The organism is Pseudomonas sp. S2_H01 (assembly GCF_054668305.1).
Window position 1 is genome coordinate 5439031 of the sequence record NZ_CP162756.1, and the last position, 19627, is coordinate 5458657.

16 protein-coding genes are annotated in these 19627 nt (G+C 61.1%); 9 read left to right on the top strand and 7 right to left on the bottom strand.

Annotated features, from left to right (window positions below):
* Positions 1–10: 10 nt before the first annotated feature.
* From ntrB to cynS, 3 genes are read left to right on the top strand one after another with little or no spacing between them, the layout of a single operon-like run.
* Positions 11–862 (top strand): nitrate ABC transporter permease, encoded by an 852-nt coding sequence (ntrB, locus tag AB4N84_RS24230; RefSeq protein ID WP_460043559.1) that lies wholly within the window; start codon positions 11–13, stop codon positions 860–862.
* On the top strand, positions 852–1775 hold the full coding sequence (locus tag AB4N84_RS24235) for an ABC transporter ATP-binding protein (RefSeq protein ID WP_074751265.1): 924 nt from the start codon (positions 852–854) through the stop codon (positions 1773–1775). Before ntrB ends, AB4N84_RS24235 begins: the two co-directional genes overlap by 11 nt.
* A 47-nt stretch (positions 1776–1822) precedes the next feature.
* Positions 1823–2272 (top strand): cyanase, encoded by a 450-nt coding sequence (cynS, locus tag AB4N84_RS24240; protein ID WP_074751263.1) that lies wholly within the window; start codon positions 1823–1825, stop codon positions 2270–2272.
* A 79-nt stretch (positions 2273–2351) separates the two neighbouring features.
* Here the strand turns inward: cynS and AB4N84_RS24245 are convergent, their stop codons facing one another.
* Positions 2352–3236 (bottom strand): LysR substrate-binding domain-containing protein, encoded by an 885-nt coding sequence (locus AB4N84_RS24245; protein ID WP_460043560.1) that lies wholly within the window; start codon positions 3234–3236, stop codon positions 2352–2354.
* A 158-nt stretch (positions 3237–3394) separates the two neighbouring features.
* Between AB4N84_RS24245 and ydiJ the strand changes: the two genes are divergently transcribed.
* Together ydiJ and AB4N84_RS24255 are read left to right on the top strand one after the other, a co-directional pair.
* Positions 3395–6418 carry a D-2-hydroxyglutarate dehydrogenase YdiJ gene (gene ydiJ / locus AB4N84_RS24250; protein ID WP_460043561.1) on the top strand — a complete coding sequence of 1008 codons (3024 nt, stop codon included), beginning with the start codon at positions 3395–3397 and terminating at the stop codon, positions 6416–6418.
* Positions 6419–6638: 220 nt separating this feature from the next.
* Entirely contained in the window at positions 6639–7184 is a 546-nt protein-coding gene (locus tag AB4N84_RS24255; protein WP_460043562.1) for a GNAT family N-acetyltransferase, read from the top strand.
* Positions 7185–7244: 60 nt separating this feature from the next.
* Here AB4N84_RS24255 and AB4N84_RS24260 read toward each other — a convergent pair whose 3' ends face one another.
* A complete protein-coding gene (locus AB4N84_RS24260; protein ID WP_460043563.1) occupies positions 7245–8042 on the bottom strand; it encodes an AraC family transcriptional regulator in 798 nt (265 codons plus the stop codon).
* Between the two features lie 108 nt (positions 8043–8150).
* Between AB4N84_RS24260 and AB4N84_RS24265 the strand changes: the two genes are divergently transcribed.
* On the top strand, positions 8151–9107 hold the full coding sequence (locus tag AB4N84_RS24265; RefSeq protein ID WP_460043565.1) for a threonine dehydratase: 957 nt from the start codon (positions 8151–8153) through the stop codon (positions 9105–9107).
* Between the two features lie 184 nt (positions 9108–9291).
* Positions 9292–10074, top strand: coding sequence for an SDR family NAD(P)-dependent oxidoreductase (locus tag AB4N84_RS24270; RefSeq protein WP_460043566.1), 783 nt, complete (start codon positions 9292–9294; stop codon positions 10072–10074).
* A gap of 46 nt (positions 10075–10120) precedes the next feature.
* Here the strand turns inward: AB4N84_RS24270 and AB4N84_RS24275 are convergent, their stop codons facing one another.
* From AB4N84_RS24275 to msrA, 5 genes are all read right to left on the bottom strand, one after another.
* Positions 10121–11083 (bottom strand): 3-hydroxyacyl-CoA dehydrogenase, encoded by a 963-nt coding sequence (locus AB4N84_RS24275; protein WP_460043567.1) that lies wholly within the window; start codon positions 11081–11083, stop codon positions 10121–10123.
* A 213-nt stretch (positions 11084–11296) separates the two neighbouring features.
* Positions 11297–12340 carry an alpha/beta fold hydrolase gene (locus tag AB4N84_RS24280; protein ID WP_074751248.1) on the bottom strand — a complete coding sequence of 348 codons (1044 nt, stop codon included), beginning with the start codon at positions 12338–12340 and terminating at the stop codon, positions 11297–11299.
* A 170-nt stretch (positions 12341–12510) separates the two neighbouring features.
* On the bottom strand, positions 12511–13485 hold the full coding sequence (locus AB4N84_RS24285; RefSeq protein WP_460043568.1) for a GlxA family transcriptional regulator: 975 nt from the start codon (positions 13483–13485) through the stop codon (positions 12511–12513).
* A gap of 580 nt (positions 13486–14065) precedes the next feature.
* Complete coding sequence (locus AB4N84_RS24290; RefSeq protein ID WP_460043569.1) at positions 14066–15043, bottom strand: sensor histidine kinase; 978 nt, start codon at positions 15041–15043, stop codon at positions 14066–14068.
* Between the two features lie 384 nt (positions 15044–15427).
* A complete protein-coding gene (msrA, locus tag AB4N84_RS24295) occupies positions 15428–15934 on the bottom strand; it encodes a peptide-methionine (S)-S-oxide reductase MsrA (RefSeq protein WP_460043570.1) in 507 nt (168 codons plus the stop codon).
* Between the two features lie 328 nt (positions 15935–16262).
* On the opposite strand from msrA, the gene AB4N84_RS24300 reads away from it, so the two are divergent.
* Positions 16263–17417: a GGDEF domain-containing protein gene (locus AB4N84_RS24300; protein WP_460043572.1), complete on the top strand. Its 1155-nt coding sequence runs from the start codon at positions 16263–16265 to the stop codon at positions 17415–17417.
* A gap of 454 nt (positions 17418–17871) precedes the next feature.
* Entirely contained in the window at positions 17872–19497 is a 1626-nt protein-coding gene (locus AB4N84_RS24305; RefSeq protein WP_460043573.1) for an NADP-dependent glyceraldehyde-3-phosphate dehydrogenase, read from the top strand.
* Positions 19498–19627 lie beyond the last annotated feature (130 nt).

The following is a 19627-nucleotide window of genomic DNA, read 5'->3' on the forward strand; positions in this document are numbered from 1 at the left end:
GGAGCTTTCGATGAAAACACTAAGGTTCAGGGCTGCTCTGTTGTCACTGGCGATGCTCGCGATGTTGTTACTGGTCTGGCAGATGGCAACGTTGCCGGTGGCCAAGTCGGCAAAGGTGGCGATGGATGAAGAATACGCCGTGCTGATGGGCAAAAGCGTCAGCAGCGAGCAGCGCAAAGTCAGCGGGTTTCCGACGCCTGTGCAGTTTTCGACGCTGGCGTTCAAGCAACTGAGCGATCCGTTCTATGACCGAGGCCCTAACGAGAAGGGTATTGGTATTCAACTGGCCTATTCGCTGGGACGGGTGGCGGTGGGTTATCTGATTGCTCTGCTCGTGGCGATACCGCTGGGCTTTGCCATCGGTATGTCGCCACTGCTGTATCGCGCGCTCGACCCGTTCATACAAGTGCTCAAGCCGATCTCGCCGCTGGCCTGGATGCCCATCGCCCTTTACACGATCAAGGACTCGTCGATCTCGGCCATCTTCGTGATTTTCATCTGCTCGGTCTGGCCGATGTTGATCAACACCGCATTCGGCGTGGCAGCGGTGCGCAAGGACTGGCTCAACGTGGCGCGCACCCTGGAAGTCAGCCCGCTCAGAAAAGCCTTCATGGTCGTGCTGCCTGCCGCCGCGCCGACGATCATCACCGGCATGCGGATTTCCATGGGCATTGCGTGGCTGGTGATCGTCGCCGCCGAGATGCTGATCGGTGGCACTGGCATCGGCTACTTCGTCTGGAACGAGTGGAACAACCTGTCGCTGTCCAACGTGATCTTCGCGGTCCTCATGATCGGGGTGATGGGCATGCTCCTGGATTTGCTGTTCGCCACCCTGCAAAAGAAGGTGACTTATGCTGAATGAAACCACCAGCCGCACGCCTGCGTTCGTCAAGGTCGAAGGGCTCACCAAGCGTTATCGGCCTGACCTTCCCCCGGTGTTCGAAGACATCAGTTTCTCGATCCAGCGTGGCGAGTTCGTCTGTGTGATCGGCCACTCCGGCTGCGGCAAGAGCACCATCCTGAACATCCTCGCCGGCCTTGATGAGGCCAGCAGCGGCACCGTGGTGATGGGCGGTCGCGAGATTTTCGGCCCCAGTCTGGACCGTGGCGTAGTGTTTCAGAATCACGCGCTGCTGCCCTGGATGACCGTGGATCAGAACATTGCATTCGCCGTGCGCTCCCGTCATCCCGATTGGTCCAAGGCCCAAGTGGCCGAACATGGCAAACGCTTCCTGGAGATGGTCGGGCTTAAAGGGGCAGGGCAGAAGAAGCCCAGCGAACTGTCCGGTGGCATGAAGCAGCGTGTCGGCATTGCCCGTGCGTTCTCGGTCGAACCCCAGATGCTGCTGCTCGATGAGCCCTTCGGCGCCCTTGATGCGTTGACCCGCGGTGTCATTCAGGACGAATTGCTGAGCATCTGTTCGGCTACCCAGCAGACCGTTTACATGATCACCCATGATGTGGACGAGGCGATTCTTCTGGCCGACAAGATCATGCTCATGAGCAATGGCCCTCACGCCCGTATCGCGGAGATCGTGGTCAATACCCTTCCACGTGATCGCTCACGCGAAACCATCCACCATGACCCGCAGTTCTATCGCATCCGTAACCACCTGGTGGATTTCCTGGTGCGTCGTTCCAAAACGATTCAGGAGCAAAACGCGCAATCCGGTACGTTGACTGACCCATTGATCGTTTATCCCGGCTTGCCCGACGACAGTCCGCCTCCAGGGCCTGATAACCCGTCGGATTCGAAACTGCGAATTGTCGCCTGAGCACCGTTTAACCCTTTAGCTGCACAACTCAATCAGAGAGGTTTTCCATGATTTCCAATCGCGACCAAGTCACCCAATTGATCCTCGCCGCCAAGGTTCGCAAGGGCCTGAAGTGGTGTGACGTTGCAGAGACCATCGGCCTGTCCAAAGAGTGGACGACTGCCGGTTGCCTGGGGCAGATGAAGTTCGACAAAGCGCAGGCCGAGACACTCGGTAAGGTGTTTGAGCTTTCGGATGAGGCGGTGGCCTGGTTGCAGGTCGTTCCCTACAAGGGCTCTTTGCCGACTGCGGTGCCAACCGACCCGCTGATCTATCGCTGGTACGAGATGGTCAACGTCTATGGCACCACGATCAAGGAGCTGATCCACGAAGAGTTCGGTGACGGCATCATGAGTGCGATCGACTTTTCGATGGATATCCAGCGCGAACAGGACCCGAAGGGCGACCGGGTCAATGTCGTCTTGTCGGGCAAGTTTTTGCCGTACAAAAGTTACTGACGGCAGACTGGTTCGGGGCGCGATGGCTTAATCGCTGGCAGTAGCGGGTAGAGCGCGTCGTTACGTATCTCTCACCCACTCAGATCTGCTCCAAGAGCCACGCGCGAAACGCCTGCAGAGAAGGCAGCATCTCGTTGCGTGGCGGGTACGTCAGGTAGTAGTTGCGCTGGCTGGCGAAGGGCAAGTCCAGGCTGATCAGCTCCCCACTCGCCAGCTCTTCTGCAACCAGAATGCGTGGCACCAGGCCCATGCCGATGCCCGCCCTGACCGCCTGAATCAGGTGTGACGTCAGCTCGAAGCTGGCGCCCAGGCGCATCATGCGATGGGGCAGATGGTGATGGCTGAACCAGTCGCCCCAGACGTTGGGGTTATTGGCGACCGTGAGCAGCCGCTGTTCGGCAATCAGCGTGGGTGTCCAGATGGCATGGGTGTCGGCAACGTGGGCAGAGACGATCACCACCAGTTCTTCGGCGTGCAGGCGGTGGCTGATCAGGCCCGGCAGATCGCGGGTGCCGACCACGATGGCCGCGTCGATGCCGCTGGTTTCGAAGTCGATGGCGTCGATGCGCGAATTGATGTGCACCAGCATGCCGGGGTGAGTCTTGTAGAAATCATGCAGACGCGGCAGTAACCACTTCGAACCAAAGGTCGGCAAGGTGGCCAGCCGAAGCGTACCGCCACCGGACTGATACGCCATGGCCTGCAAGGTGGCGCTGCGAATGCGGCCCAGGGCTTCGCTCATTTCACGCTGATACAGGCGCCCGACGTCGGTCAGCTGCACCTGTCGGCCTTCGCGCCGAAACAGCGTCAGGCCGAGTTGCTGCTCAAGGGCCTGAACCTGGCGGCTGACAGCGCTTTGCGTCAGGGACAACTCGACAGCGGCGCGGGTGTAGCTTTCATGGCGCGCAGCGGCCTCAAAGGCCAGCAGCAGTGACATAGAAGGGGTAAGGTGACGGTAATTCATTCACAAAAGTCATCGATAGCGGCAGGAATTTGCGTTTGTGTCTCGCTGGAACCTGCAGGATCATTGGCAGCATAACGACCTGAGGCTGACCGATTAATGCTCAGGCGACAAGTATTTTGATGTTCCCCGTGAATAGACCGACAAGAGGCCATCCCACGATGATCGCCCGGCTGCCCACCGCGTTACCTGCGGCCCAGTACCCTGAATTCCTCGACGCCCTGCGCGCCAGCGGTTTCCGCGGCCAGCTCAGTGCCGACTACGCCACCCGCACGGTGCTGGCGACTGACAACTCGATTTACCAGCGCCTGCCCCAAGCAGCGGTGTTCCCAATGGACGCCGATGATGTGGCGCGTATTGCGACGTTGATGGCCGAGCCGCGCTTCCGGCAGATCAGGCTGACACCGCGCGGCGGCGGCACCGGCACCAACGGCCAGTCACTGACGGACGGGATCGTCGTCGACCTGTCGCGGCACATGAACACCATTCTCGAAATCAACGTCGCCGAGCGTTGGGTGCGCGTGGAGGCGGGCGTGGTCAAGGATCAGCTCAACGCCGCGCTCAAACCTCACGGTCTGTTCTTCGCTCCGGAACTGTCGACTTCCAACCGCGCCACCGTTGGCGGGATGATCAACACCGATGCCAGCGGGCAGGGCAGTTGCACCTACGGCAAGACCCGCGACCACGTCCTGGAATTGCACAGCGTGTTGCTGGGCGGGGAGCGTCTTCACAGTCACCCATTGTCGGATGCGGACCTGGAGGTTGCATGCGCTCAACCTGGCCGTATCGGTGAGGTGTATCGCACCGCCCGGCAGATTCAGGAGACTCAGGGCGACCTGATCGAATCGATCTTCCCCAAGCTCAACCGATGCCTGACCGGTTACGACCTGGCGCACCTGCGTGACGAGCAAGGGCAGTTCAACTTGAATAGCGTGCTGTGCGGCGCTGAAGGCTCGTTGGGTTACATCGTCGAAGCCAAGCTCAATGTGTTGCCGATTCCGAAATACTCGGTGCTGGTGAACGTGCGCTACAGCAGCTTCATGGACGCCTTGCGTGACGCCAATGCCTTGCTCGCGAAAAAGCCGCTGTCCATCGAAACCGTGGACTCCAAAGTCCTGATGCTGGCGATGAAAGACATCGTCTGGCACAGCGTCGCTGAATATTTTCCCGCCGATGCCGAGCGCCCGACGCTGGGCATTAACCTGGTGGAGTTCAGCGGGGATGAAATTGATGAGGTCAATGCGCGGGTCGCGGCGTTCGTCGAACACCTGCAAGCCGACACCACCATCGAACGCCTGGGTCACACGCTGGCCGAAGGCGCCGAGGCGGTGACGCGGGTGTACACCATGCGCAAGCGTTCTGTGGGGTTGCTGGGTAACGTCGAGGGCGAGGTTCGTCCGCAGCCTTTCGTGGAAGACACCGCCGTGCCGCCGGAGAAACTGGCTGATTACATCGCCGAATTCCGCGCGCTGCTGGATGGCCATGGCCTGGCGTACGGGATGTTCGGCCACGTTGATGCCGGCGTGCTGCACGTCCGGCCGGCGCTGGACATGAAAGACCCGGCACAGGCCGCGCTGGTCAAGCCGATTTCCGACGCCGTCGCTGAACTGACGCAACGCTATGGCGGCCTGTTATGGGGCGAGCATGGCAAGGGCCTGCGCTCGGAATACGTCCCGGCGTTCTTTGGTGAGCTGTACCCGGCGCTGCAATCACTCAAAGGCGCGTTCGATCCCCACAACCAGCTCAACCCGGGCAAGATCTGCACGCCGCCCGACGCCACCGAAGGCTTGCTCAAGGTCAACGAAGTCACCCTGCGTGGCGATCTGGACCGCACCATCGACGAGCGCGTCTGGCAGAGTTTCGGCAGCGCGGTGCATTGCAACGGTAACGGCGCCTGCTACAACTTCGACCCGAACGACGCGATGTGCCCCTCGTGGAAAGCCACCCGTGAGCGTCAGCATTCGCCGAAAGGGCGCGCGTCGTTGATTCGCGAGTGGCTGCGCCTGCAAGGTGCAGCCAACATTGATGTGCTGGAAGCGGCGCGGGGCAAGATGTCGTGGATCAAGGGCCTGCCTGAACGCCTGCGTAACAACCTGTCGCGCCAGCGTGGCGAGCCGGACTTCTCTCACGAGGTCTATGACGCCATGGCCGGTTGCCTGGCGTGTAAATCCTGCGCGGGGCAATGCCCGATCAAGGTCAACGTGCCGGATTTCCGCTCGCGTTTTCTGGAGCTGTACCACGGCCGGTACCAGCGTCCACTGCGTGACTACCTGATCGGATCGCTGGAATTCACCATTCCCTACATGGCGTATGCGCCAGGCCTGTACAACGCGGTGATGGGCTCCAAGTGGGTCAGCGGTTTGCTGGAGCGCCACGTGGGCATGCTCGACAGCCCGTTGATCCATCGCTACAACCTGCAATCGACGCTGCGCGCCTGCAAAGTCGAGGTTGCCAGCGTCCCGGCGCTGCGTGAACTGACCCCGGCGCAGCGGGAACGCAGCGTGGTGCTGGTGCAGGACGCCTTCACCCGATACTTCGAAACCCCGTTGCTGGCGTCGCTCATTCAATTGGTGCATCAACTGGGTTATCGCGTGTTCCTGGCGCCATACAGCGCCAATGGCAAGCCGCTGCACGTGCAAGGTTTTCTGGGCGCGTTCGCCAAGGCGGCGGTGCGCAATGGCACTCAGCTCAAGGCACTGGCCGATTGCGGCGTGCCGCTGGTGGGCCTGGACCCTGCGATGACCCTGGTCTATCGCCAGGAATACCAGAAGGTGCCGGGGCTAAGCGATTGCCCGAAGGTGTTGTTGCCACAGGAATGGCTGATCGACGTGCTGCCGGAAAATCCGCAGCCGGCGACCCAGGCATACCGTTTGATGGCGCACTGCACCGAGAAAACCAACGTCCCGGCCAGCACGTCCCAATGGGAAAAAGTCTTCGCGCGCATGGGCCTCACGCTGGTCACAGAAGCCACTGGCTGCTGCGGCATGTCCGGCACCTACGGCCACGAGGCGCGCAATCAGGACACCTCCCGGACCATCTTCGAGCAATCCTGGGCGACCAAACTGGACAAACAGGGCGAAGCCTTGGCGACGGGGTATTCATGTCGCAGCCAGGTGAAGCGTCTGGCTGATCGACAGCTGCGTCATCCGCTGGAAGTGGTGCTTGAGCGTCACCTGGCGCGGTAAGGGTGAGAAAGCCGGATCAGCGCCCGTCGTGTTGTTTGCGATAGGCGCCCGGCGAGATTCGGAGTGTGGGAGTGAGCGTGCTCACCAACAGGCCGGTGCAGGTAGCCACATCGGCATTGCCTGTGCAACCCAGAGCAAGCTTACGCCTGCAGTGACGGAGCTGTGCGGGCTCCGTCACCTGTTTGATACGATGCCCGTCGACTGACAGCGAGTGCCTGCCATGGACAGCGTCCCCGTTTTTCGAACTGATCGACTCCTTCTCACCCCGCTTGCCGAGACGGACATTCCGGCCATTCAGCATCTGTTTCCCCATTGGGAGGTGGTTCGCTACCTCGACCGTCGCGTGCCTTGGCCTTACCCGGAAAACGGCGCGGAGCAATACGTGCGCGGTCATGCCTTGCCCGCGATAGCCGCCGGAAACGAGTGGCACTGGATGATTCGTCTCAATCAGACACCCGAGCAATGCATCGGCAGCATCAGCCTGTATGACCAGCCGGGCAACCATCGAGGCTTCTGGCTTTCACCGGCCTGGCAGGGAAAGGGTTACATGCAGGAGGCCTGCAAGGTCATCAACCGATACTGGTTCGAAACCTTGGATCGTCCTCTGATGCAGGTCCCTAAGGCGATTGGAAACGCAGCCTCCCGACGGGTATCCGAACGCGAAGGCATGCGGTTGATTGAGGTCACCGAAGGGCATTTCGTTAGCGGCGCGCTGGGCAAGGAGGTCTGGGAGCTGAGCCGGGAGCAATGGTTACAGCGCAGCTGACCGGGCGGAACCTGGCTCTACAGCTACACGTCCTGACCAGGTTTGAACGCGTTTTTGAGCTTACCTCCGTAATTGCGACGGACTCACACCCAGCCGCTGCCTGAACGTCGTCGCCAGGTGCGCCTGGGACGAGAAACCACATGCCTGAGCGACGTCCGCGACACTGACGCGGGCGTCGCGCAGCAGTGCGCGGGCGCGGGCCACGCGTCGGTCGATGAGGTAGCTGTGTGGGGTTTTCCCGGTCGCGTGGGTGAAGGCGCGCATGAAGTAGCCTTCTGACAGTTCCAGCAGATTCGCCATCGCTTGAACGCTTATAGGGCGATCAAGGCCCGCGTCGATGTACTCATCGAGTAAACGTAATCGCTTGCTGGTCATTGAGGTGCTTGAACGGACCGAGTTCGGGAGCGATTGAGCCGTCCGTTCGGCAAGAGCGATGGCCCATGCCTCCCAGTCATCGGCGACCGATGCACGCAGCAATGCATTGCGCATGCGGTGTGCGAGGCGAATGGCCTGAGCGTCGATCAGGTTGTTGAACGCTCGCTCGCCATTCAACGAACCCCCGTCGTTGCGTTTGAGCAACAGGTATTCACCGCCGTCGGGAGACGCTGAAAACACGTCGCAGCCCGCGGGCACAAACGCCAGCCCGTTGGGCACGGCAGCGAAAGGACGCAGGCGATCGCTGCCAATGGCGTGAGTACCCCGCTGGCTGTCGAACGCAAAGCCGACGCTGGACTGCGTGGCGACATAGCGCGCTTCGTAAGGGGACGCGGGCAGCAATTCGATCGTCCACGGCCCTGCATCGGCGCGGCGGACCGGCTCGGCAACTGGCGATGAGGTGACGCGGTGTGGACGGCTCATGAGCGCGATAGTACTCAAGAATCCGGCAAAAGGTCAGGTGGGTTTTTTGAAAGCCAGCGACACCGCTCGGTGCCTAGACTGCGACCAAACAGAACGCTGGAGGAAACCATGCACCGACTGACTCGCGAAGACCTCGAAGACGCCGCCCGGCAGGTGTACCGCGTGATGCCTGCAACGCCCCAATATGCGTGGCCTTTGCTCGCTGAGCGACTGGGTTGCACCGTGTGGGTCAAGCACGAAAATCACACGCCCACGGGTGCTTTCAAGGTGCGCGGCGGTATCACCTTCATGCAGTGGCTGAAAAACGCGCACCCGGACGTCGAGGGCATCGTCACGGCCACTCGCGGCAACCACGGGCAGAGCCTCGCGATGGCGGCCCGTGCAGCGGGTATGCGGGCGTTGATCGTGGTGCCGGTCGGCAACTCCGTGGAGAAGAACAACGCCATGCGCGGTTTTGGTGGCGAAGTCGTGGAGTACGGCCGGGACTTCGACGAAGCCCGTGGCGAAGCCGCGCGGCTGGCGAAAACCCATGGCCTTTTTCTGGTTCCGCCTTACCACCCGGCGTTGGTCAAAGGCGTGGCGAGCTATGCGCTGGAATTGTTCACCGCCGCGCCTGACCTGCACACCGTCTATGTGCCCATTGGTTGCGGGTCGGGCATTTGCGGCGTGATCGCCGTGCGCGACGCATTGCAACTGAACACCCATGTGGTCGGCGTGGTGTCCACTGAAGCGGACGCTGCCAGGCAATCGTTCGAAGCGGGGGTGTTACGCGAGACGGCGTCGGCCAATACGTTTGCCGACGGGTTGGCGGTTCGCGGTCCGATTCCGGAAGCGTTTACTATCTACAAAGAAGGTGCGCAACGGATCGTCTCCGTCGCCGATGAGGAGATTGCCGAGGCCATGCGCGTGTACTACGCCGACACCCACAACCTGGCAGAAGGCGCAGGCGCTGCAGCGTTGGCGGCGTTGATGCAGGAGCGTGAGGCGATGAAAGGCAAGAACGTTGGCGTCATCCTGTCAGGTGCCAACATTGATCGAAACGTCTACGCCGAGGTGATTGGCTGAAGGCAGCGCCCGCCTGAAATCATGTCACGATCGTTCGCGTCATCCCTTTGAAAACGTTGTGTGGCGTTCTATGATGTGCTTGCATGCGTATGCATAGCGCAGAATGATGGACCGACGGCCGGCAACGCCGACTGGGTCAGCCCGGATGAGCGAACGACATCTGACACCGTGAGAGGAGAGTGACTTGGCAGGCGAATACGACACTTTGGGGATGCCTTCTTTTCGACTGGATGGCAAGGTCGCCCTGATCACGGGCGCCGGATCCGGTATTGGCGCGGGCGTCGCACTGGCTTTCAGTGCCGCAGGAGCTGATGTGGTGCTGGTCGCCCGCACCCAATCCAATCTGGATCAGGTCGCCGACGTGATTCGCGGGCGAGGCGGCAGCGTCAGCACGGTGGTTTGCGATGTCACCGACAGCGCCGCCATTCGTGCGGTGATCGATGATCTTCCACAGCTGGACATCCTGGTGAATAACGCAGGCATCAATTACCCCGAGCCTATGGTTGAGGTCACGGATGAACACTTGGACTCAATGCTCAACCTGAACGTACGGGCCTGCTTCGTCACCGCGCAAGCGGCGGTGCAGAAGATGCTGACCAATACCGGGCCTGACGTCGGCGTCATCATTAATGTGTCTTCCCAGATGGGGCATGTCGGTTCACCCAATCGCACGGTGTATTGCATGACCAAGCACGCCATCGAAGGCCTGACCAAAGCGATGGCGGTCGAACTGGCCGGGCAGGGCATTCGGGTCAACACGCTGTGCCCGACGTTCGTTGATACGCCGCTGGTGCGCAAGATCGTCGACACGCCTGAGAAGGAAGCCTTTCTGGTGTCGAAGATTCCGATGGGGCACATGGCGACGATGGAAGACATCGTCGGCGGGGCGCTTTACCTCGCAGGGCCTGCTGCAAGGATGGTCACCGGCACCGCGTTGAAGATCGACGGTGGCTGGACAGCGCAATAACCGAAGCGGCCCTCAGGTGAGGGCCGCCTTTTAGAGGGTCAGTTGATCAGCGCTGATCGTCCTTGCGCCGCTGCGCGCTGAAGGCCATGAGCTGACGGTCGCGCCATGCACGGCGTTTTTCCAGTTCATCGAACGCCAGGAACCCGCGGCGCTGGTCTTCTACGGTTTTGATCAGCTCCGGGCTCCATTCTTCGGTGTGGGAGCGCGAGTCGGCAATGCCGCGATAGAGCGGCCCGAGACGTTGCGCATAATCAGCCACACCGCCGACGGCATTGAGATCGATCGTCTCGAACGGCCCCATGAACGACCACCGCCAACCCAGCCCGTCGCGCACGGTTTTGTCGATGTCCTCACAGGTCGCGACGCCTTCTTCCACCAACGCCCACGCTTCGCGCAACAGCACGGCCTGAAGGCGATTGAGCACGAAGCCGGGCACTTCTTTACGCACGTGTACAACGCTTTGACCCACGGCCTCCATCAGTGCCGCCGTAAAAGCAATGACCGAGGACGAGGTGAACGGCGAGGGCACGATTTCAACCACGGGAACGAGGTACGGCGGGTTCACCGGATGAGCAATGATGACGCGCGACGAAATGCTCAACTCCGATGCAAACGCCGAGGCGGGGATGCCTGACGTGGAGCTGCCGATGATCAGGTCGGGGCCGGCGATGGCGTCCAGTTCGAGCATGAGCGCCCGTTTGACATCGGTGCGCTCCAGAATCGATTCCTGAACATACGCTGCACCGTTGACGGCCTGTTGCAGCGTGTCGCACACCGTGAGGCGCGCAAGGATGGACTCGGCAGATTCCGATAAAAGCCCGAATTCGGTGAGGTCTGCGATCTGCCGTTCGATTAGCGGGATCGAGGCGTTCGAGATCGCCGGGTTTGCGTCATAGATCCGTACGGCGAGTCCTGCCCGGGCGAAGACCAGTGCCCAGCCCGCGCCGACCAGACCCGCGCCGACGATTGCAATGGGCCGGCCCTGGGTCAGGGAATCAAGTTCATGCATTGTGGCCACCTTTGAGGTTTGATGATCGCTCAGGCAAATGACCGTTACCTGGAGTCTCTGGGCAGTCAGCCTTGCCGGGAGCAGGTCTTTCAAGCGCTGACGACCCTGGGCATCTGCCCGGTCGCCAGCACTGGATCGGTCTGGCTGCCTGATGCCAAGCCTACCGGCCCGATCCTCACCTCGCCACACCTTGCCGACGTCAATCGTCAAGCATTACAAATGATCCGCATCGATCACCGCTTGCGCGAACGCCTGCGGCGCTTCTTGCGGCAGGTTGTGACCGATGCCGCCGTTGATCAGCCGGAATTCGTATTTGCCTGTGAAGCGCTTGGCGTAATCCTCGGGTGCCGGGTGAGGGGCGCCGTTTGCGTCGCCTTCCAGGGTGATGGTCGGCACGCCGATGGACGGGGCCGTGGCGAGTTTCTGTTCCAGCGCCTCGTAGCGTGACTCACCGGCAACCAGGCCCAGTCGCCAGCGGTAGTTGAACACGGTGATGTCGACATGGTCGGGGTTTTCCAGCGCCTTGGCACTGCGATCATAGGTGGCGTCGTCGAATGCCCATTTCGGCGAAGCGGTCTGCCAGATCAGTTTGGCGAAATCGTGGGTGTTCTTCTCATAGCCGGCGCGGCCGCGGTCGGTGGCGAAATAGAACTGATACCACCATTGCAGTTCGGCCTTGGGTGGCAGTGGGTTCTTGCCGGCTGCCTGGTTGCCGATCAGGTAGCCGCTGACCGACACCAGCGCTTTCACGCGTTCCGGCCACAGTGCGGAGACGATGTCAGCGGAGCGCGCGCCCCAGTCATAACCGCCGAGCACGGCCTGCTTGATCTTGAGCGCGTCCATGAAGTCGATGACATCGCTGGCCAGCGCAGCCGGCTGGCCGTTACGCAGGGTTTTGTCGGACAGGAAATGCGTATCGCCATAGCCACGGGCATACGGCATCAGCACGCGATAGCCTTTTGCAGCGAGCAGAGGCGCGACGTCGTCATAGCTGTGAATATCGTACGGCCAGCCGTGCAGGAGAATCACCACTTGCCCGTCTGCCGGGCCGGTTTCGGCATACGCCACATCCAGCAGGCCAGCCTTGACGTGCTTGAGTGGGCCGAACGGCGAGGGCGCCGCATGGCTGACAGCATTGGCGGACGTCGTGGCAGTGTCCTGCGCCTGGGCCGTGCCCAGCACGCCAAACAGGCTTGCCGCGAGCAGGGATGCGGTGAACAGACGGCCGGTGGTGGTGTTCTGCAATGCCAGCTTCATGGGGATGTCTCCATACACGTTCATGGCCAGGGGACCCGGCGGGGCCCCTTCAAACCGTGCGTGCATTTCAACGCGACGACGTATCTGCCGTGTGTCGAATCATCCGGCGGATGAATGCCTGCGTATCCCGGCGCGATCCAGATACACAGTGATACAAAACCAGCCCTCGGTCATTCGCCGCCGAACTGCTGCCGGTACTGATTCGGCGACAGTCCAATACGCTCGCTGAACACTTTGCGCATGTGTCGCGCACTGCCGAAACCGCAGCGCGAGGCCAGCACCTTAAGCGGGACGTCGCAGGATTCCAGCAGCTTGCGGGCGTGATCGATGCGCGCGTTTTGCACGTACTGCATGGGCGTCATGCCGACGTCGCGCTGGAACGCACGGGCGAAATTGCGCGGGCTCATGGCCGCGATTTCGGCCATTCGATCAATGGTGTAGGGCGACTCGATATGATCCACGACGTGCGCCTGGACTTTGGCGATGGCACTGCCGTCACGAGGTACCGCAGCCAGCAGTGGACCATAAGGGGTTTGACCGCCCTGGCGTTTCATCACCACCAGCAGCACCTTGGCGACTTCCAGCGCGATGTCCTTGCCGTGATCTTCGGCGACCACGGCCAGCGCCATGTCGATACCCGCCGTAATACCGCCTGAGGTGATCAGGTTGCGGTCCATGACGTAAATCTGCTCGGTTTCCACCCGCGCCTCGGGAAAACGCTGAGCCAAGCGCTCGACATAGTTCCAGTGGGTGGTACAGCGATAGCCATCAATCAAACCGGCTTCGCCGAGCAGGAAGATCCCTGTACAGATCGCGCCAAAGCGTCGAGCGCTTTTTGCGGCAGCCGGCAACCAGGCGGTCAATTCCGGGTGGGTGAAGCCGTAAGCGCCCGGGCCACCGGGGACCAGCAGCAGGTCAACGTCAGCGGGACAGTCCTGCAGTCGCAGATCGGCGTGGACCTTGAGACCGCAAGAACTGCGCACCAGCCCGGACCGGTCCGACACCGTAAGCAGCCGATACTGCTTCTCCTTCGGCAGCAGGCGATTTGAAATCGAAAAAACGTCCATTGGGCCGGTCACGTCGAGCATCAGCACGTCGTTGAACAGCACCATCACCACGGTTTTATGAACATTAGGGTCTTGCATGCCTCAACCGCCTTCATCGCGACCCCGATCAGCGGATGCCAACGGGGTACAAGCCTTTCAAGGCGGCAGTTTAGGCCAATTCAAGGAATTTCCGGTACAGCTGACTCACGGGTCACCGGATCAGATCCCCCCCTGCATCACTCCATTCGCCACCCCGGTCGCTCCTACGCCTTTGGCAGAATCAAAAGCACAGCGGAAATCCAAAACACTTATTTTGCGACTGCTTTTGCTTTTGATTTTCCTGCCTCGACACTCCAGACACCACACATCGCGACTTGGGTGCAGGCTGAACGCAGGTGGCGCGTAGGGGGCCGAGCGGCATGGATGCCGCGAGAGCCGCCCCCGGCCATGGATGGCCGATGGCGGCGGGCCCACGGAGCGTCGCCGGAGAGAAGCAACCCGACGAAGTCGGGCCCAACCGGGAGCTGGACCTTGGCTACTTGGGGATGGTCCGGCATTCCGGTTTTCAAGTAACTCGCCGGAGGCGAAACAGGTCTGGCGTTAGCCAGACTCTAGCAGGGCCGCCGCAAGAAACGGATATACACCCCAACCCAACCCAACCCGACCTCCGTGCAGGAAATCAGTGATTCCTGCACCCCGTCGGCAATTGAAACCGAATCATCGCACCCCCCAACTCCGAGCCCTCGGCATACAAATTACCCTTATGCGCCTCCACCACCGAACGGCAAATGGTCAGCCCCATCCCCAGCCCGCTTTCCTTGGTGGTGTGAAACGCCTCGAAAATCCGCTGCCTGTCCTCAACCGGTATCCCCGGACCATTGTCCTCCACCGACACCTGCACACCGTCCTGCAGCGTGTTGGACGACAGCCGCACAATCGGGCCCGGCGATTCCACGCCGGCCATCGCTTCCATGGCATTGGCAATCAGATTGAACACCAGTTGCTGAACCTGCACAGGATCGGCATTCACAGGCTGATCGGCGCGCAAGTCGATCACCAACGCGACATTGCCCGCCGCCAGCGCGGGCCCGTGAAGCCTCACCGCTTCAAGGATCACGTCATTGACGTTCACACGTTGCGGATTGCAGGGCGACTGCCGGGTCAGTGCACGCAGGGCGGCGACGATATTGGCAGCGCGCTCGCACTCGGCGCGAATATCCCTGAGCCCTTCAATCGCTTCACTCACCACTGGTTTTTCCCGTTGCAGCCAACGCAGGCATGCTGCGGCGTTAGAGGCGATAGCCAAGAGCGGCTGGCAGATTTCGTGGGCGATGGAGGCCGTCAGCTCGCCCATGACCTGCAAGTGAGCGTTGCTGGCAAAGTCGGCTTGCGGATCGTTTGGCGGCGTATGTTGGGTGATGACGCTTTGAGACGCGGGCGTGATGCTCGGCGCCCAGAGTTCAAGCATGGCGAGCCGGTGCGCAGGAGCAGGCGGGAGAAGAGGGCTGATGGTGACGCCGCTGGCCGGGTCGGGCAGCAGACGGTAGGTCGCATCGACGTCGCGCCGCAGCAGCGACATGTCGTAGTGGTGGGACCATGCCGGGTCCGAAGCCTCGTACGTGCCGGACCGGCGCTGAGTAAGACGTTTTTCTGACATGGGGCCTCCGGATTCAAAGCCTGCCGCTTTGTCGCTGCCCGGAGTATACGCAGCCAGACCGGCGCACAACCGCAGAGGGCCTGCTTTGGCAGAATCGGGCACCCGGATGGCCGTCACATTCCGCTCCGTTCTGACGCGGCAGCCCAAACGCTTGCGCAAACCCATCGCGCCCGGAAGCACGGGGCGCGATGAGGCGCGGTAACGCGCTCACGCCACGCCGAATCCACAGCCTGTTTCACCGCGTGGTCGTCTCCGCTGAGCCGCGCGTTTTAAGGAGTTCTTTGTGGGAGTGAGCTTGCTCACGAAGGCGTCGGCGAATCCAGCGGATCGGTGGCGTTCATGCCGGCCTCTTCGTGAGCAAGCCCACGGGTCTGTCACTGAGCCTCAAGCGCGTTTCGGGAGCTTCCAGTCCGGGCGGATGAAGTGGCAGGTGTAACCGTTGGGAATGCGTTCGAGATAATCCTGGTGCTCAGGTTCTGCCTCCCAGAACGCGCCAGCCGGCGCCAGCTCAGTGACCACTTTACCCGGCCAGAGACCCGACGCGTTGACGTCCTCGACGGTGTCCAGCGCGACGCGTTTCTGTTCTTCGCTGAGGTAGAAGATCGCGGAGCGGTAACTCACGCCGATGTCATTGCCCTGGCGATTGGCCGTGGACGGGTCGTGGATCTGGAAAAAGAATTCCAGGATCTGCCGATAGCTGATCACATTCGGATCGAACACGATTTCGATGGCTTCGGCATGGGTGCCATGGTTGCGGTACGTGGCGTTCTCAACGTCGCCGCCCGAGTAGCCCACGCGCGTGGACAGGACGCCAGGGTAGCGGCGCAGCAGATCCTGCATGCCCCAGAAGCAGCCGCCAGCCAGCAGAGCGGTTTCGGTGTGCGTGGTCATTATTCATCCTTCCTGTTTAAAACAGTGCGTTGATATCGATCTCGCGCCCAGTGTGCTCGCGGGTCGTCGGGCCATGCAAGCACACCCGCTTGATCGTCCTGCCGAATCGCCCGATCAGGCGAGCGACCTCTCAGGCTCCATGTCGGGTGTCACGGTCGGCAAACCGATTCGTTGACTGGAACTGAACGTTCGGTCCCGGACCGATTAACGGCTCTGGACTGGCCGTTTTGGTCAATGCCCACTGTTTTTCAGTGCGCAGGCTGGAATTCTCCACCGTTTAGGCGAGCGTGAGTTGTGCTGCCTCATGGCCGGGTGCCACAATCCGGCCATGTCACCGTGGGTTGGGCAGGCACATCCGATGTACCTCTTTGAGCATCAGCACGAACGCGATGCCCTGATACGGGCGCAGGTGCGAACCGATCGTCTGCACTTATTGTTTCGCCAGACGTTTTTCTCTGTGTTGGGAAGCTTTCTGGCTGCGCTGATGTTGAGCTGGCTGTGTTGGGATCGTGTCGGTCACGAGGTGATTCTGGTCTGGCTGGGCCTGCTGTGTGCGTCCACCTCGCTGCGCATCGTGTTGTTGGTGACGTATTTTCGAAGCCCGGTCGAAACCCGCACGCCGCAACGCTGGGAGCGCCGCTACTGGCTGACACTGGCACTGTCGGCTGCCATCTGGGGTGGTGGCGCGCTGGCACTGATGCATCTGAATGACCTGGTGACGCAGAGTCTGGTGTTGCTGTTTACGGTGGGGATGTCAGTGAGCGCAGTGTCCTGCTATTCCGCTTACCGTTCGATGACCATCGTGTCGATCTCGCTGGTGTTGTTGCCCTGTTCGTTTTGGCTGCTGTTCCAGCCCGCGCCGACGCAGATCGGCATGGCCGCTGCCACACTGGTGTTTGTCTCGTTCGTGATCAGCGCAACCCGCAAACTGTCCGAGGCCATGGAAACGGCGTTTCGGCTGACGCGGGAAATGGAATACGCGCACAGCATCGCCAACCATGCCGCGCAAACCGATGAACTGACCGGGTTGAAGAACCGTCGGGCGTTCTTCAGACAGGCCGAGCAGACCTACGAGCACTGCAAGCGCAACCGGGTGCCGCTGTCGGTATTGATGTTGGACATCGATCATTTCAAACGCATCAACGACTCGTACGGCCATCAGGCGGGCGACAAGGTGCTGCGACAGATCGGCGGCGTCATTTGCGAGTCCATCCGCGATGTCGACCTCTGCGGTCGACTGGGCGGCGAAGAGTTCGCGATACTGCTCACCGACACCTCAATCGACGACGCCGAGGCCACGGCCGAGCAGCTGCGTCAGGCCATCGCGAAGCTGGCATGCGAGCACGTCGAAGGTATCACCGCCAGCATCGGGGTCGCTTCGATGAACGGCGCTGACCGTGACGTGCACATGCTGCTCAACGATGCTGATAAAGCATTGTTCCGGGCCAAGGCGCAGGGTCGGAACCAGACGGCGGTGGCCTGAACCGCCGCCATACCGGTAGGAGACGTCCGAGCGGGTCAGTGGCGTAAATGTCAGAGGACCCACCGCATTCGTCCGAACGCGGCCCGCACCAAGCCGGCTCCCACCCATACGGTGTCTGACGCACTTTCCTCCGACGCCGCCATACCGGTAGGAGACGTCCGAGGTTACGAGGGCAGCGAACGCGGTGGGTCAGTGGCGAAAATGTCAGAGGACCCACCGCATTCGTCCGAACGCGGCCCGCACCAAGCCGGCTCCCACCAATACGGTGTCTGACGCACTTTCCTCCGACGCTGCGATACCAGCTCTGGCAAGCCCCGTCCGCGGATGAACGGCTGTTTCTAAAGGTCGCATCCTCTGTCACGCCACCGTGACATTCGTCGCAAGTCTTTTCATTCCCTTCGACCTGTGGCGTAGTGTGTTTCGCACGATTACCGACTGGAAGAGGTAGAGAGAGATGACCCTGCAAAACCGCCTGGACAACCTGTACCCAAGGGCCGATGAGATTCCTGAGCAGTTCCGCGCAGGGCCTGCCATCGAGCAGCGTGAGTACCTGGTGGATGGCGAGCTGCGTCAGTGGCAAGGACCGCTGGCACCGGTGCTCAGTCCGGTGTCGTTGAAAACCGACGCGGGCCTTGAGTCCGTGGTGCTGGGCAGCACACCGCTGATGGACGCAGACACCTCGATGACCGCGCTGGACGCTGCCGTCAAAGCCTATGATCGCGGGCAGGGCGCCTGGCCGACGATGCGCGTCGTTGACCGCATCCATCATGTCGAAACCTTCCTCAAGCGCATGCGCGAACAGCGCGATGCCGTGGTCACCCTGCTGATGTGGGAGATCGGCAAGAACCTCAAGGACTCGCAGAAAGAGTTCGACCGCACCTGCGATTACATCGTCGACACCATCAACGCACTGAAGGAGCTGGACCGCCGTTCCAGCCGTTTCGAGCTCGAACAGGACACGCTGGGCCAGATCCGTCGCGTTCCGCTGGGCGTCACCTTGTGCATGGGTCCCTACAACTACCCGTTGAACGAAACCTTCACCACGCTGATTCCCGCGCTGATCATGGGCAACACCGTGGTGTTCAAGCCCGCCAAGTTCGGGGTATTGCTGATCCGTCCGCTGCTCGAAGCCTTCCGCGACAGCTTCCCGGCGGGCGTCATCAACGTGATTTACGGCAGCGGCCGTGAAACCGTGAGCGCGCTGATGGCCAGCGGCAAGATCGACGTGTTTGCGTTCATCGGCACCAACAAGGCCGCCAGCGCCTTGAAGAAGCTGCACCCAAAACCTCACCGTCTGCGCGCAGCCTTGGGTCTGGACGCCAAGAACCCGGGCATCGTCTTACCCGATGTCAACCTGGACAATGCGGTCAGTGAAGCCATCACCGGCTCGCTGTCGTTCAACGGCCAGCGCTGCACCGCGCTGAAGATCCTGTTCGTGCATGAGAACGTCGTTGGCAGCTTCCTCGAGAAATTCGAAGAGAAGCTGGCGCAGCTCAAACCGGGCATGCCGTGGGAACCGGGCGTTTCGCTGACACCGCTGCCAGAACCCGGCAAGACCGACTACCTGCAGGGCTTGGTCGACGACGCCGTGAGCAAAGGCGCAAAAGTGGTCAACGAAGGCGGTGGCGAGACCCATCAGCAGTTCTTCTACCCGGCTGTGCTCTACCCGGTGACCCCGGACATGCGCGTTTACCACGAAGAGCAGTTCGGACCGGTGGTGCCCGTGGTGGCGTACAGTGATCTGGAAACGGTCATCGAATACGTGCTCGACTCGGACTTCGGCCAGCAACTGAGTATTTTCGGCAACGACTCCAAGCAGGTCGGACGTCTGGTCGATGCGTTCGCCAATCAGGTCGGCCGGATCAACATCAACGCCCAATGCCAGCGTGGCCCTGACAGCTTCCCGTTCAATGGCCGCAAAAACTCGGCAGAAGGCACCTTGTCGGTCCATGACGCACTGCGTGTGTTCTCGATCCGGACCTTGGTGGCCACCAAGTTCCAGGAGAGTAACAAGGCACTGATCAGCGACATTATTCACAACCGCGAATCAAGCTTCCTGACCACTGATTACATCTTTTGATCGAGAGGTTTGCACCTTGGCGCCGCGCCCCTTAGTGTGCGCGGTAGCCATCTGCCTTGAACCTGCGGATGTCGCTGTACTCCAAGCCATTTCCATCCTGACTGGACGCCACCGCCCTTGGTTGAAGCTA